The sequence below is a fragment of the Salinigranum rubrum genome (genome assembly GCF_002906575.1).
In the GTDB taxonomy this organism is placed as follows: Archaea; Halobacteriota; Halobacteria; order Halobacteriales; family Haloferacaceae; genus Salinigranum; species Salinigranum rubrum.
This window is the reverse complement of sequence record NZ_CP026309.1, coordinates 1,062,237-1,075,514: the sequence shown is the minus strand read 5'-3', so window position 1 is coordinate 1,075,514 and position 13,278 is coordinate 1,062,237. Positions and strand designations below refer to the sequence as shown.

The 13,278-nt window shown below is 68.3% G+C and carries 16 protein-coding genes and 1 pseudogene; 8 read left to right on the top strand and 9 right to left on the bottom strand.

Annotation, left to right across the window (positions count from 1 at the left end; translation table 11 throughout):
* Positions 1 to 25: 25 nt before the first annotated feature.
* A complete protein-coding gene (locus C2R22_RS05140; protein ID WP_103424807.1) occupies positions 26 to 409 on the bottom strand; it encodes a Zn-ribbon domain-containing OB-fold protein in 384 nt (127 codons plus the stop codon).
* Complete coding sequence (locus C2R22_RS05135; RefSeq protein WP_103424806.1) at positions 406 to 1,569, bottom strand: thiolase C-terminal domain-containing protein; 1,164 nt, start codon at positions 1,567 to 1,569, stop codon at positions 406 to 408. The genes C2R22_RS05140 and C2R22_RS05135 overlap by 4 nt, the downstream gene beginning before the upstream one ends.
* Before the next feature lie 280 nt (positions 1,570 to 1,849).
* Between C2R22_RS05135 and C2R22_RS05130 the strand changes: the two genes are divergently transcribed.
* From C2R22_RS05130 to C2R22_RS05120, 3 genes are all read left to right on the top strand, one after another.
* Positions 1,850 to 3,145, top strand: a complete 1,296-nt coding sequence (locus tag C2R22_RS05130; protein WP_103424805.1) for a M28 family peptidase — start codon at positions 1,850 to 1,852, stop codon at positions 3,143 to 3,145.
* Between the two features lie 211 nt (positions 3,146 to 3,356).
* Complete coding sequence (locus C2R22_RS05125; RefSeq protein WP_103427572.1) at positions 3,357 to 4,079, top strand: NAD(+)/NADH kinase; 723 nt, start codon at positions 3,357 to 3,359, stop codon at positions 4,077 to 4,079.
* 24 nt (positions 4,080 to 4,103) lie between these two features.
* Positions 4,104 to 4,550 carry a DUF7313 family protein gene (locus C2R22_RS05120; RefSeq protein ID WP_103424804.1) on the top strand — a complete coding sequence of 149 codons (447 nt, stop codon included), beginning with the start codon at positions 4,104 to 4,106 and terminating at the stop codon, positions 4,548 to 4,550.
* A gap of 555 nt (positions 4,551 to 5,105) precedes the next feature.
* Here the strand turns inward: C2R22_RS05120 and C2R22_RS05115 are convergent.
* The 7 genes and pseudogenes from C2R22_RS05115 to C2R22_RS05085 all read right to left on the bottom strand — a co-directional run bounded on the left by C2R22_RS05115 (position 5,106) and on the right by C2R22_RS05085 (position 9,538).
* On the bottom strand, positions 5,106 to 5,381 hold the full coding sequence (locus tag C2R22_RS05115; RefSeq protein WP_103424803.1) for a DUF7314 family protein: 276 nt from the start codon (positions 5,379 to 5,381) through the stop codon (positions 5,106 to 5,108).
* Positions 5,374 to 5,799: a DUF7315 family membrane protein gene (locus C2R22_RS05110; RefSeq protein ID WP_103424802.1), complete on the bottom strand. Its 426-nt coding sequence runs from the start codon at positions 5,797 to 5,799 to the stop codon at positions 5,374 to 5,376. Before C2R22_RS05110 ends, C2R22_RS05115 begins: the two co-directional genes overlap by 8 nt.
* 81 nt (positions 5,800 to 5,880) lie before the next feature.
* A pseudogene (locus tag C2R22_RS05105) lies at positions 5,881 to 6,659 on the bottom strand (cytochrome bc complex cytochrome b subunit).
* 9 nt (positions 6,660 to 6,668) lie between these two features.
* Positions 6,669 to 7,466, bottom strand: a complete 798-nt coding sequence (locus tag C2R22_RS05100) for a cytochrome b (protein WP_103424801.1) — start codon at positions 7,464 to 7,466, stop codon at positions 6,669 to 6,671.
* A 2-nt stretch (positions 7,467 to 7,468) separates the two neighbouring features.
* Positions 7,469 to 7,855: a DUF7318 family protein gene (locus C2R22_RS05095; protein WP_103424800.1), complete on the bottom strand. Its 387-nt coding sequence runs from the start codon at positions 7,853 to 7,855 to the stop codon at positions 7,469 to 7,471.
* Entirely contained in the window at positions 7,855 to 8,508 is a 654-nt protein-coding gene (locus tag C2R22_RS05090; RefSeq protein ID WP_103424799.1) for a halocyanin domain-containing protein, read from the bottom strand. The genes C2R22_RS05095 and C2R22_RS05090 overlap by 1 nt, the downstream gene beginning before the upstream one ends.
* A 73-nt stretch (positions 8,509 to 8,581) precedes the next feature.
* Positions 8,582 to 9,538: a DUF7319 domain-containing protein gene (locus tag C2R22_RS05085; protein WP_245902889.1), complete on the bottom strand. Its 957-nt coding sequence runs from the start codon at positions 9,536 to 9,538 to the stop codon at positions 8,582 to 8,584.
* A gap of 115 nt (positions 9,539 to 9,653) precedes the next feature.
* On the opposite strand from C2R22_RS05085, the gene C2R22_RS05080 reads away from it, so the two are divergent.
* The 5 genes from C2R22_RS05080 (at position 9,654) to C2R22_RS05060 (ending at position 12,970) form a co-directional block, all read left to right on the top strand.
* The gene (locus C2R22_RS05080) at positions 9,654 to 9,995 is read left to right on the top strand and encodes a hypothetical protein (protein ID WP_103424798.1); all 342 of its coding nucleotides are present in this window, start codon (positions 9,654 to 9,656) and stop codon (positions 9,993 to 9,995) included.
* A gap of 253 nt (positions 9,996 to 10,248) precedes the next feature.
* Positions 10,249 to 10,812, top strand: a complete 564-nt coding sequence (locus C2R22_RS24885) for an ABC transporter ATP-binding protein (protein ID WP_103424797.1) — start codon at positions 10,249 to 10,251, stop codon at positions 10,810 to 10,812.
* Positions 10,785 to 12,056: an ABC transporter ATP-binding protein gene (locus C2R22_RS05070; RefSeq protein WP_103424796.1), complete on the top strand. Its 1,272-nt coding sequence runs from the start codon at positions 10,785 to 10,787 to the stop codon at positions 12,054 to 12,056. Before C2R22_RS24885 ends, C2R22_RS05070 begins: the two co-directional genes overlap by 28 nt.
* Before the next feature lie 156 nt (positions 12,057 to 12,212).
* On the top strand, positions 12,213 to 12,491 hold the full coding sequence (locus C2R22_RS05065) for a PqqD family protein (RefSeq protein ID WP_103424795.1): 279 nt from the start codon (positions 12,213 to 12,215) through the stop codon (positions 12,489 to 12,491).
* Positions 12,488 to 12,970: a lasso peptide biosynthesis B2 protein gene (locus C2R22_RS05060; RefSeq protein ID WP_103424794.1), complete on the top strand. Its 483-nt coding sequence runs from the start codon at positions 12,488 to 12,490 to the stop codon at positions 12,968 to 12,970. The genes C2R22_RS05065 and C2R22_RS05060 overlap by 4 nt, the downstream gene beginning before the upstream one ends.
* Positions 12,971 to 13,278 lie beyond the last annotated feature (308 nt).

The window sequence follows — 13,278 nt, the reverse complement described above, 5'->3', positions numbered from 1 at the left end:
GTCCCACCCGGCGCGCGCCGTGACGCTACCGCGGGTGGAACGTCAGCATCCGGTTGCCCGTCATCGTGTTCCGCCCGACGGCGAGGCCGACGCGCATCCCCACCTCGACGTCTTCGGCGTCGGCGCGGACGATGCCGGTCAGGCGGACGGGACCGAAGTCGACGACGGCGGTCGTGTACGGCGTCTTCGACGCGAACGACGGCGCGGCGACCTGTGTCGTGGTGTAGGTCTCGACGGTGCCCGAGTCGGGGAGCGACTCCTCCGAGAGGTCGACAGAGCCACAGTGCGGACAGGTCCGTCGCGGCGGGAGCGACCCGTGACCGTTCGCACACGCGAGGTAGTACGCCTCCCCCTCCTCGGCGGCGTCGAGGAGGTCGTCGTAGCCCTCGTCGCGGACCTTCGGGTTCACGCGTCCACCTCCAGGACGTGGACGACCGCACTCGCGACCGTCCCGCCGGCGTTGTGCGTCACGCCGACGCGGCCGTCGACGTACTCGCTGTTCGGGTGCTCGCCCGTGAGGAGGCGGTACATCTCGGTGATCTGCGAGGCGCCCGTCGCGCCGACGGGGTGGCCCTTCGCCTTCAGCCCCCCGGAGAGGTTTACGGGGAGCGAGCCGTGTTTCGTCGTCTCGCCGTCGCGGGCGGCCGTGACCGCCTCGCCGGGGTCGTAGAAGCCGAGCCCTTCGAGCGCGAGCACCTCGGCGACGGTGAAACAGTCGTGGACCTCGACGGCGGCCACGTCGTCGGGGGTGATTCCGGCGTCGGCGAACGCCTCGTCGGCCGCGCGCGCCGTCGCGGGCGTCCGGTTGAGGTGTGTTCGATCCTGGAGCGCGATGTTGTCCCCGCCCTGACCGGTCCCCGTGATGGCGACCGGGGCGTCGAGAGCGTGTTCGGCGGCGTACTCCTCGGACACGAGAATCACGGCCGCGGCGCCGTCGGTGATGGGACAGGAGTCGTACAGGCCGACCGGGTCGGAGATCATCGGCGCGTCGAGGTGGTCCTCGACCGAGATGGCGCTCCGGTACTGTGCGTACTCGTTCGGGAGCGCGTGGTCGTGGTTCTTCACGGCGATGTGCGCGAAGTCCTCGCGCTCGCCGCCGAACTCGTTCATGTAGGCGCGCTGCATCAGCGCGTACGCGCCGGGGAACGTCATGCCGGCGCGGACCTCGTACAGTTCGTCGGCGGCGATGGCGAGGAACTCCGTCGTGTTCTCCGTCTCCTGGTTCGTCATTCGCTCCATCCCGCCGGCGAGGACGACGTCGGCCCGTCCCGACCGAATCGCGGACACCCCGGCCCGGACCGCGACCCCCGCGGAGGCACAGGCGTCCTCGTATCTGGTCGCGGGGCAGTTCAGGCCCGCCGCCTCGGCCATGATGGGACCCTGGTGTCCCTGCCGCTCGGCGAGTTCACCCATGAAGTTGCCGTAGGCGACCTCGTCGATGTCGTCCCGTGGGACGCCGGCCTGCTCACGGGCGCCGAGCGCGGCCTCGGCGAACAGGTCGCGCCCCGTCCGGTCGGGGTGACTCCCGAAGTGAGTGAGTGTTGCGCCCGCGATGCGAACAGTTGTCATACACAAATATACATGGGGTTGTGAATAAAACCCTGTCGATGGCAGCAGACGACACAGGAAGTAATTTCAGACCATCGAAAGGATAATCAGGGATTCAAATGGTGAACTACTATGGTTCGTAAATCGAAGTCGTGTCGCCGTCGGACCGCCGGAACTCCGGGGGCCTCTCGCCCACCGAGCCCCGCTCAGTGGTGTTTCTTCGGACGAGTGACGCGCATGACACGACGGGCGGTCGGAAGGTGACCGAAACGGTTTCCGCATGGCCCCGCCACGTGGGGGCATGACCGCGTGGATCGGAGACACCTTCACGAGCGACGTCGGGTGGTCACACCTCGAACGGCTGGTCGACATCGGGAACCGGATGGCCGGCACGCCCGGCGAAGACGAGGCGCTGGCGGCGACCCGGGAGGCGCTCTCGGCGGTCGGCGCGCGCGACGCGACCGTCGACCCGTTCCCCATCCAGGGGTGGGTTCGCGGCGACAGCGCGGTCGACGCCGGCGAACGCACGCTCTCGTGCATCGCGCTCCCGCGGAGTCCGAGCGGGAGCGCGACGGGACGGCTCGTCGACGTAGGCGACGGACTCCCCGAGGCGTTCGACCGCGACCTCTCCGGGACGGTCGTCCTCGTCTCCTCGACCGTCCCCGACCACGTCGACCGTTTCATCCACCGTCGCGAGAAGTACTACCGGGCCGTCGAGGCGGGGGCCGCGGGCTTCGTCTTCCGCAACCACGTTCCGGGTCAGCTTCCACCGACGGGGAGTGTCGGCACCGAGGACGCACCGATCGGCGAGATTCCCGCGGTGGGTGTCTCGAAGGAGGTCGGCGCGCAACTGGCCCGACGGCACGTCGACGAGGACGTGACCGTCCGCACCCGATGTGAGACGCCCGACGCCGAGAGCGGAAACGTCCACGCCGACGTCGGCCCCGACACCGACGAGGCGGTCTACCTGACGAGCCACGTCGACGCTCACGACGTCGCCGAGGGCGCGCTCGACAACGGCGCGGGGACGGCGATGGTGGTCGAAGTCGCGCGCGTCCTCGCCGAGCGCGAAGACGAACTCGACACGCGGGTTCACCTCGCGTGTTTCGGCAGCGAGGAGGTCGGCCTCGTCGGGTCGGGGTATCACGCCGAACGCGCGGACGACGTTCGCGCCGTCTGCAACCTCGACGGGGTGTGCGGGGGCCGCACGCTCCAGACGCACGTGGGCGGCTTCGACGGCCTCGGGGACGCGTTCGAGCGCGTGGGCGAGCGGTACGACCACCCCATCACGGTCGTCCCCGAACACCTCCCGCACTCGGACCACTGGCCGTTCGTCGCCCGCGGCCTCCCGGGCTGTATGGTGTCGGCGGAGACCGGCGAACGCGGACGCGGCTGGGGCCACACCGAGGCGGACACGCTGGACAAACTCGAGATGCGGACGTTCCGCGAGCAGGCCGTGCTACTCGCCGAGGTGGTCGTCGAACTCGCGCGCGCGGACGCCGACCTCGAATCCCACCCCCGCGAGCGAATCGCCGACGCGCTCGAAGATCAGGGCGAGGCGGCGGGGATGCGAGCGACGGGCGACTGGCCGTTCTGACTCCGAGCGGTGACGCTGGTGTCGACGGGTGGACGCCGGCGAGCCACGACCGGACGACGAACCGACCGCCGGCGGGAGAACGAATCGACGAGGGGTCGACGGGCGGCCGGCACGCGTCCTCCGCGTCGTCCCAACCGGCGTGAACCGCGGGGACTTTTATCCGTGCAGGCGAAGCGGTGACCGTGATGCGTGTGACGCGGGAGGGACGCCGATGTCGGTGACGGTTGCCGTCCGCGCCCCGGGGGCGGCCGACCTCTCCGACGACGAACCCGACGTCACGCTGACCGACCGCGAGGGGGCGGCCGACCTCGTCCTCGCGGTTGGCGACGAGGCGCTCCGCTCGCTGGTCGACGACCCCGCCCCGGTGCCGGTGCTCCCCGTCGCGACGAGCGTCGGTCGACACGGCGTCGCGCGGGAGCAGGTCGACGAGGCGCTCACCGCCCTCAGCCCGACCGAACTCGACGCGCGGACCGTCCCGCACCCGGTCCTGTCGGTCGACGTCAGCGGACGCGAGGTGCGGGGCCTCCTCGACGTCGCGCTCGTGACGAGCGAACCCGCCCACATCTCCGAGTACACGGTCGCCGACGGGTCGGGCGTGCTGGGGTCGTTCCGCGCCGACGGCGTCGTCGTCGCCACCCCTGCCGGAAGCGCCGGCTACGGCCACGCCACCGGCGGTCCGCTCCTCGCCGCCGGGGCGGGACTCGCGGTCGTCCCCATCTCGCCGTACACGACGAAGCCGCGCACCTGGGTGGTCGATGCCCCGGTCGCCCTCGACGTCGAGCGCGACGAGTCGCCCGTCTCGCTCGTCGTCGACGGCCAAGTCAGACGACGGGTGACGGTCGACGACCCGGTCCGGTTGACCGTCGGCCGGACGGTCGACCTCCTCCGGCCTCCGACACCCGCCGACGGGGCGCGGAGATTGGAAAAACTCTAATGAGTACCTGCCCGAACGTCGGGTATGCAACCGCTTCAGTTCCTCGTCCCGCTCGACCCACTGGTCGCGGCGGCGTCGGTGATCCCGTTCGTCGTGCTGGTGCTGGTGCTGGCGAACATGGTGACGCGCCTCCTCGCGCACCGAAAGCACGTCGAGCAGGCGGAGGACGCTGAGGACGACGCCGAGATAGAACGGTACACCCCACACTCGGTCACGACGGTGCTCCTCGTCCTCGCGTCGTTCGCCTTCCTCGTCGTCGCGCCGCACGGCGGCATGGTCATGTCCGTCCTCGTCCTCGGGGTGTTCCTCGCGGACTTCTTCGAGTTCGAAGCCCGCAGGGTCGAAGCCCGCAACGAGATGCAGATGGAACGACCGAAGGCGGCCCTCACGGCGTCGCTCGTCGCGCTGCTGTACGCCGGCTTCCAGAGCCTCTTTTTCATCATCGAGCCCATCTGGACGGCCATCGTCTGAGACGGCTCGACGCGCGATTTCGCGGTCAGGGTTTGCTGACGCGAGAGCGTGGCGTGTTCGGCGTGGAATGGGTGTATTCGGCGAACCGAGGGGAGGGAAAGACGGGGAGGATACGAACAGCGACGGCGACCGCGTGGTGTACGGGCGTACTGCAGCGACCGTGTGGTGTACGGACGCGCTGAGACCACAAGCGCCCCTGGCCGATTCGTCTGCGTCTGCGGACCCCACGAGTCGCTCGCGTGGCCAGCGAGACACAGCGTGGCCCGCTCGCATCAGCGCCGGCGCGAGGCGCCGGCCGAGAGCGGACGAGACAACGGTCAGCCGCGTCCGTGCACCGCCGCTGTTCACGCCGACTCTCGCCGGCGACGAACTCGCGCCGGGAGACACTCGCAGTAGGTGCCGGGGATGCCGCAGACGGGTGAACTCGGACTCGTTCGGGAGAGACCGTGCCCGTTCACGAGAGACCGTGCGTCCGAGGCGTCACTCTTCGGTGCGCGAGAGGCGACAGACGGTCCGGTCCGAAGAGGAGAACGGGATGAAAAGAGCGCGGGCGAGCTACTCGGTGCGGCGGTTCTCGATAGCCTTACGCAGCTCTCGGGTCCCCGGGATGAGCACCCAGAACGTCAGCGCGCCGATGAGGGTGAACCAGAAGAAGACGTCCATCAGCACGATCCCGAGCGCGTTGAACAGGTTGTCCCCGGAGACGGTGATCGGCGCGACGAGCTGCTGGGTGCTCTCGAAGCCAGGGGTCCGGTACCAGCTCGCGAGGGTCAGCCAGGCGAGACCACCGCCCGTGAAGATGCCGAGCCCCTTGATGAATTCGTCAGCCATTGTCTGACTCTTCGTCGGCGCCCTCTTGAGACTTTCCCATCCCTTCCGCGCGGAACCGGGTGGAGACGGTGTAGACCCCGGCACCGAACGCGATGACGAGCAGCCCACAGACGGCGAGGACGGTGCTCAGCACACCCGTCGGGACCGCCAGCCCCACCGCACGCAGGACGCCCGCGATGATCGCCCTGAGGAAGCTCACCTGCAGCGTCGCGGCGTCGAGGAGGAAGAAGCCGGCGACGACCGTGACGACGGCGATGAGCGTCGAGAACACCGTGACGGTCTTGTACAGCCGCATCGGCACCTCGACGTCGCGCCGACCGCGCCGACCCGCCGACTGGGGCGAGGACTGGGCATCCGTCTGTGTGGCCGTCGTGGTGGCGTCACTGGTCGAGCGGGTGGTGTCTGTGTCTGTCGTCATCGTCGTGTGGTGAACGAGGCCGGTGAGAACGTGAACGGTTCGTGGAGTCGGTGACAGGCGGGACGGTGGGGCCGCGCGCAGTTACTTCGGCGGCCTGAGCCGGTAGTACCGGCGGTTGAGGTCGTAGGTGTACCCCTCGCGCATCGTCTTCAACACCGCGTAGGTGACGACGCCGGCGACGATGGGCAGGAGGAACGTCAGGTCGAACAGCAGGTCGACGTTCATCGGGATGAGGTTCTTCACCGACAGCAGCGAGATGGTGAAGGCGAAGACGATGCCGAGCACGCCGACGGCGGCCCAGAACGGCTGCTCGACGGGCCGACGCGCCGACCCCTTGTTCAGGAACGGGACGATGGCGATGAACCCGACGACGACGAGGTTCGCGAGCACGCCGTACGTCCGGTCGGCCATGATCTTCTGCCCGCCGAGGATGGCGAGCTCGGGTTCAGCGGGTTCAGCTTGAGCAGGCCGAACGACCAGTACAGATACCAGTCGGGCAGGATGACCGCCGGGGTGGAAGAGGGGTTGGCCGGCGGGCCGATGTGCGGCGGCATCGTCGCCGAGAGGAACAGGATCATCCCGGTGAAGAACGACGCGATAGAGAGGTTTCGAATCACTTCGTGGGGCCACGTCGGGAAGCCGAGCACGTCGCGCTCGACGTACGTCGACTCCTGGCGGAGGTCCTGGTCCTCACGCCGGGCGCGCTCGAAGTACTCGTAGGTGAGCCGCGAGAGGCCCGTCTTTCGGGCCTTGCGCTCGCCCCACGTGGGCGTCTCGTCGTCCGGCGGGACGGCGAGGCTGCCGGAGCCGTCCGTCATCGCGTCCTGTGCGTCCTCGTTCGTGGTGTCGTTGTCGCTCATTGTTCTGTATCAGTGTGGCTCCGCGATGCCCTGCACCCAGACGATGCCGATGTGGATGGCGATGAGGGTCGTCACGACGAAGGGTAACAGGAACACGTGGAGGATGTACATCCGCTGGAGCGTGGCCTGGCTCAGCGTGAAGCCGCCGAACAACAGCTGGGCGACCCACTCACCCGCGAGCGGGATGGACAGCGACATCTCGACGCCGATCTGACCGGCCCAGAACGCTAGCTGGTCCCACGGCAGCAGGTACCCGGTGTACCCGAACACCATCGTCAGGCTGATGAGGACGATGCCGAGGATCCAGTTGAGTTCGCGCGGCTCCTTGTACGCCCCGGTGAAGTACACGCGGAGCATGTGGAGGAAGACGGCCGCGACCATCACCTGTGCGGACCACCGGTGGATGGAACGGAGCATGAACCCGAACTGCAGGTCACGCATGATGAACGCGATGCTGTTGTACGCCGTCGAGGGGTCGCCCGTCGTCGCGGGGCTGTAGTAAAAGCCCAGGAGCGCCCCCGAGATGGCCGCGACGACGTACGCCAGCGTCGAGAACAGCCCCAGCGTGTAGAGGGGGTACCAGTACCAGAACTTGTTGTCGAGGTTGTACTGCTCGGTGTGGCTCTTCGGCATCTGGAGGTTGACCCGGTAGTACAGCGTCTCCATCAGCTCCAGGTAGTCGACGATTCGCAGCCGCTTGTCGACGTAGATGAGACCGAGCAGGAAGAACTGCTCGACCTTCGTGAGGTCCTCCTTGGACTTCAACCAGGCCTTGTGGTCGTACTCGTCTTTCTTTTCTAAACTCATGGTTATCGCTTGTAGTATGGGTAAATCGCGCGTTTCACCGTGTCCCAGGCGCCGTCACCGAGCGTCTCGCCCTCGACCTGGTCCTCGCGGATGTAGAGGTCCTCCCACTTGCGCCGGCGCTTCTTGACGATCATCACGTCCGGGAGGAACTCCTTCCGATAGAGCGCGAGGATGAACGCCAGGTCGATGAATATCACGGCCAAGACGCCGCCGAGGAACATGTTCCCCAGGTCGGTCAGGCCCCAACCGGAGACCAGCCCGTACGTGAAGAGGAACACGAACACCACCTCGATCACGGTGAGGAGGACGATGCCGATGGCGGCGGAGGTCGACTCCCGCGCGGACTCGTAGCGGTGGATGTCACCGTAGGTACTTCCCGACGAGGACATCACTCACCACCCCCCGTGTTGCCCGTGTTCGGCGACTCGCCGTACTTCAGGATGTAGAAGGTGTAGATGATGGTGACGATGATGCCGAGGATGGTCGCCGAGCCGACCCAGTGCGCCTGGATGGCGACACCGAGTTCCTCGAGTTCCTTCTCGCCACCGCCGCCCGTCGACACCGTCGCGACGTCGCCACCGACGGCGACGGCGCCGAGCATCCCGAGCGATTCGTGCGGGGCGCAGTGGTACTTCGTGATGCCGGTCTGGTCCTCGCCGAAGGTGTGTTCGTACGTCGCGCCCGCCTCGGCGACGGCGGCGCCACTGTCGAGCGACGCCGGGCCCTCGCTGGAGACAACGTTGTGGCCGCCGCCCTCGCCGGTCCACTCCCACGTGACTGTCGTTCCGGGGTCGACCCAGATGCCTGCCGGTGCGAACGCGAGCGCGCCGCCGTTGCCGCTGGCGCCGACCTCCACGGTCACCTCGCTGGAGCCACGGAGGTCCTGATAGCCGCCGTCGACGCCGTCGAGGTGACCGCCCCAGTCGGGGCGGACGTTCCCGCCACCACCACCGCCTTCTTCCTGCGCGGCGGCGGTGCCCGAAGCGGCTGTCGCGGCGACGGACGCACCCCCGGCCGTCCGGAGAAAGTCCCGCCTGTTCATACAGATTGGGCTCAGGATGGAACGCGCTTAAACCCACCGACTCACCCGCCTCGTGTCGGTTTATCCCCCGGACTCAGGCGCCCTGTGCGCCGGCCTCGCCGGGGTCTTCGCTCCCCGGTTCGGTCGCAGTCTCGCCCGTCTCCCCGTCCGGGTCGAGTTCGCCCTCGACCCCCCCACCGAGGAGTTCGGCGTCCTCGTCGAGCGGCGGGAGGAAGTCGGGGCGCTGGCCGTCCTCGATGCCGACCGCCCGGAGCCGGTTGCGGTACTCCTCGGAGCGGAACCGGTCCGAGAGCCGAGCGTTGGCGACGACGAAGAAGAGGAAGACGCCGATGAGCAGAAAGAACAGCGCTGCTACGGGCGCGACGATGGTGTTCAGGTCGGTGACGAGCCACGCCACGAGGAGCGCCAGTCCGCCGAGGACCTGGACGAACGCGACCACCTGCAGCATCAGGTTGCCGAACTCGCCCGAGCCCTCGGGAACCTCGTCCGGCGAGGGAAGGCCGACGTTCTGCGGCGGCTCTGCGACGTCGTAGTCGTCCATCGAACAGAGCGCGACGGTCGGGGTGACGTCGCGGAGGACCGTCCCCTCGCCCTCGACGCTCCCGTCGGCGTAGACGATGGCGTACCCCTCGTCGGAGTAGGCGACGAGCCGCGGTTCGCCCTCGCTCGTGTACCGCTCGACGATGGCGAACACCTCCCGCATCGCGACGCGGTTGTGCAGTTCCTTCTCCACCCTGTCGAGCAGTTCGGGACCGACGACCCACGAGTCGGGGTCGAACGCCGCTTCCCACTCCTCGACGGTCATCTCGGCCATGTCCTTCGGGCCGAAGTTCTCGAAGTCGTACTTCTCTTCGACCTCCTGCCGGAGGGCTTCGAGTTCCGCGTCCGCGGCGGTGTCGGCACCGTCCTCGGTTCCGCGCTCGGTCGCGGTCGTGGCCGCGTCGTCGGTGTCGCCGGCCGGGACCGACCCGTCAGCGGTCGGCGGTCCGGGCGGTTCCTCACCCACCTGCTCGTCCGAGGCGTCGGTCATCGTCGCAGATTAGGTCTCGGTCCCGTTAAGCGGTTCGCTCCGAAAACGAGCGGGTTCACGGCCCTGCGAATCAACAGCGTTACTTTCCCGGCACAGGACACATCGACCGGTCCCCATGTTCGAGTTCGAAGAGCCCTACCAGCGTGACCTCGCCCTGGTCGGTCTCGGAGTCCTCGTCGTCGTTCTCTGTGTGGGCGGCGCGTTGGCGTACCTCACACTGACGTCCCAGAGCGCGAAGTACCTCTCCGTCGAGGAGACGGACACCATCTACCCCCACGAGGAGGTGGTCGCGTTCGAGTCGATGACCCCGGCGCAACAGCGCGCGTTCGAGGCTGCCCTCGCGGACGAGGACAACCGGGCCGAGGTGACAGGAGTCAGCACCGAGGTGTGGACCGACCACCGCGCGGTCAGCTACCGGGGGGAACTGTACGAAGTCGGCGTCCTCTCGGTCAACTGACGGCTGGGGAGCCGTCGTCGCAGCGCCGATTCTTCCGGTCTTACGTGTGTGTACGTCGGCTGAAACTCGGAGGAGACAAACGCCGAACTAACCACGACCGGTTCGCCGACCGGGCGGTCGCCGTCGGTGGCACGCACTGTATAACTATACCCCGTTCTCGCCTCAGCCAAGGCGTCATGAGCCGCGTGAAGTCGACGCCCGTACGCCCGCGCGACGGGCAGACGAGCGCGCGGACCGGGAGGCGAGAGCGGTGATGGAGCCGACGGGGGCGCCGCTCTCGCCGCGGCGAAAACTCCGTCTCGTGTGGGCGGCCGTTCGGACGAACACGGCGCTGGCGACGGCCGTCCTCCTGCTCAGCCTGCTCGCCGCCGTGCTGGAGGGCATCGGACTGAGCTTCATGCTCCCGATCATCGAGATGGCGACGAGCGGCGGGGTGCCCCCGACCGACGGGGACCGGGTCCTCTCCGCGTTCGTCGCCGCCTCCGACCTGCTCGGCGTGCCCTTTACCCTCGGCACCGTTCTCGCCGGCATCACCCTCGTCGTCGGCGCGCGGTTCGGCGTGCAGTTCCTCGTCGCGTGGCTGCTCGCGGTCCTCGAGACGAGGTACGTGCGCGACCTCCGGACCCGGGTGTTCGACGCCGCGCTCGACGCCCGTGTCGAGCGGCTGGACGAACTCGGCTCGGACGAACTGCTGAACGCGATCATCACGCAGACGGAGTACCACTCCGCGGTCGTCGGGGGGCCGTCCAGTTCGCCCAGCGGCTGTTCCTCGGCTCGGTGTATCTCGCCGTGGCGCTGGTGCTCGCCCCCCAGTTGACCGTGGTGGCGGTCGTCGTGATGGGTGCGGTGACCGTCCTGCTCCACCGGGTAATCCAGCCGGCGTACGCCACCGGAGAGGCGGTCGCCGATGCGAACGCGCGCATCCAGGAGACGGCACAGTCGGGAATCATGGGCGCGCGCGACGTGCGCCTGTTCACGATGCGTCAGCGGATACGCGACCGGTTCGCCGACGCGGTCGACAGCCACGCGGACTCGTACGTTCGCCTCCAGCGGAACAACTCGCTTCTCGGCAACGCCTACCTGTTCGCGAGCGCCGTGACGGTGTTCGCGCTCGTCTACCTCTCCATCGAGGTGTACGCGCTCTCGGTCGGTTCGTTCGCGGTCTTCCTGTTCTCGATGTTCCGACTCGCACCGGTCGTGAGTTCGCTGAACAACGTGGCGTACGGGCTCGACGGCGAGCTACCGCACCTCGTCAACACCGAGCGAACGATCACCGCGCTCGAACGGGACAGAGAGCGCGTGGACGTCGACGTCCCCGCACCCCGTCGAGTCGACCGCGTCGACTTCGACCGCGTGACGTACGCGTACCCGGACGGGACGGTCGGCGTCCGCGACCTCTCGTTTTCGGTCGACCGCGGCGAGACCGTCGCGTTCGTCGGTCAGTCGGGGGCTGGGAAGTCGACCATCGTCTCCCTTCTGACCGGGCTGTTCGACCCGACCGAGGGGACGGTCCGCGCCGACGGCCGCGACGTGACGTCGTTCGACGTCGACTCGTGGCGCGCACGGGTCGCCGTCGTGCGGCAGGACCCCTTCCTGTTCAACGACACCCTGCGGTTCAACCTCACCGTCGGGAACCCCGACGTCGGGGAGAGAGAACTCGAACGCGCGTGCGAGGTGGCACAGATAACCGAGTTCCTGCCGCACCTCCCCAGCGGACTCGAAACGGTCCTGGGCGACGACGGCGTCCGCCTCTCGGGAGGCCAGCGACAGCGGGTCGCGCTGGCACGGGCGCTGCTCACGGACGCCGACGTGCTCGTGCTCGACGAGGCGACGAGCAATCTTGACGCGTCGCTCGAAGCGGCGGTGTACGACGCGCTCGCCGCCTCTGACCGCGACCGGGCGACCGTCGTCATCGCCCACCGGCTGTCGACAATCGCGGACGCGGACCGCATCCACGTGATGTCCCACGGGGAGGTCGTCGAATCGGGGACACACGGGGAACTCGTGAGGAACGAGGGGGCGTACGCCGCGCTGTTCGCGGCGCACGCGGCGACGGCCTGAACGCAGGGTTGGGTCGTCGTGGCGTGGGCGTCGTGGTGAGCAGTGTGTGCGTTTTCGAGAGTGACGCGAGCGGCGCGAACGCGGGGACGAACGGACCGGCGTGGGCCGATAGCGACTGAGTAACTATGTCGAACAGGGGCCTCCCTGACTATCGTCATGAGCATCACGGACCGTTCCGTCGTCGTGGCGACCCAGAACCACGTTTCGGCCGACGTCGGGGGCGAGCAGGTCGTCCTCCACCCCGAGACTGGCCAGTACCACGGGCTGTCGGACGTCGCGTACGCCATCTGGACCCACATCCAGGAACCGGCGTCGGTCGCCGAGATTCACAGACTGCTCCTCGAAGAGTACGACGTCGGCGCCGAGGAGTGTCGCCGGGACCTGGTCGCCTTCGTCGACGAACTGGTGACAGCACGGCTCGCGACGGTCGAATGATCGATTCGGTGCGGCGATTCGTCCGCTCGGTTCGACGGTTCGCCCGCCACTCGCGGACGAGACAGCGCCTGCTGGCGTCGGCGTACCTCCTCCTGCTCGTCACCCACGGCATGCTCGCCGTCCCGTTCGTTCCCGTCGGGAGCGTACAGAGCGCGGTCGGACGGGCGAGTCGGTTCCTGGCCGACCCCGACTCGACCGCGACCCGCGACGACGTCACGTGGTCGATCAACGTCCTGTCGCCGTACCTCCCCGCGTCGGTGACGTGTCTCAGACGCGCCATCGTGGCCCAGGCGATGCTCGCCTCCCACGGCTACCCCGCCCGCGTCCGCATCGGCGTCAGGAAGGCCGGGTCGGAGTTCCGGGCACACGCGTGGGTCGAACACGAGGGGCGCGTCCTGCTGGGCGACCTGGACGACCTCTCGCAGTACACGCCGCTCCCGACCGACGAGACGGGACTCCGGCGGCGAACGGTGCTGTGAAACGGGCCGTGAGGGGAGTCAGAACGCGAGCACCCGTCCGACCCCGCTCGGGGCGAAGACGCTCCCGGCGGAGCGAGAGGCCGCGGACGTCGGTGTCGGCCGCCCGAGTGGACGTCGAGACGGTGCATCGACGGGAGCGACCGAGTCGTGACGGAGTTTCGACACGACGGCGGACACATGCGATGCGTTGGGTGCGCATAACCGCCCGTCGTCGAACTGTTTCGGGTGGTGGCAGGAATATTCAGGGTTATGTGTCCTCACTAACGCGTCAGAGCTGACCTGGGTGGTGTGCATAACCGCCGGGCGTC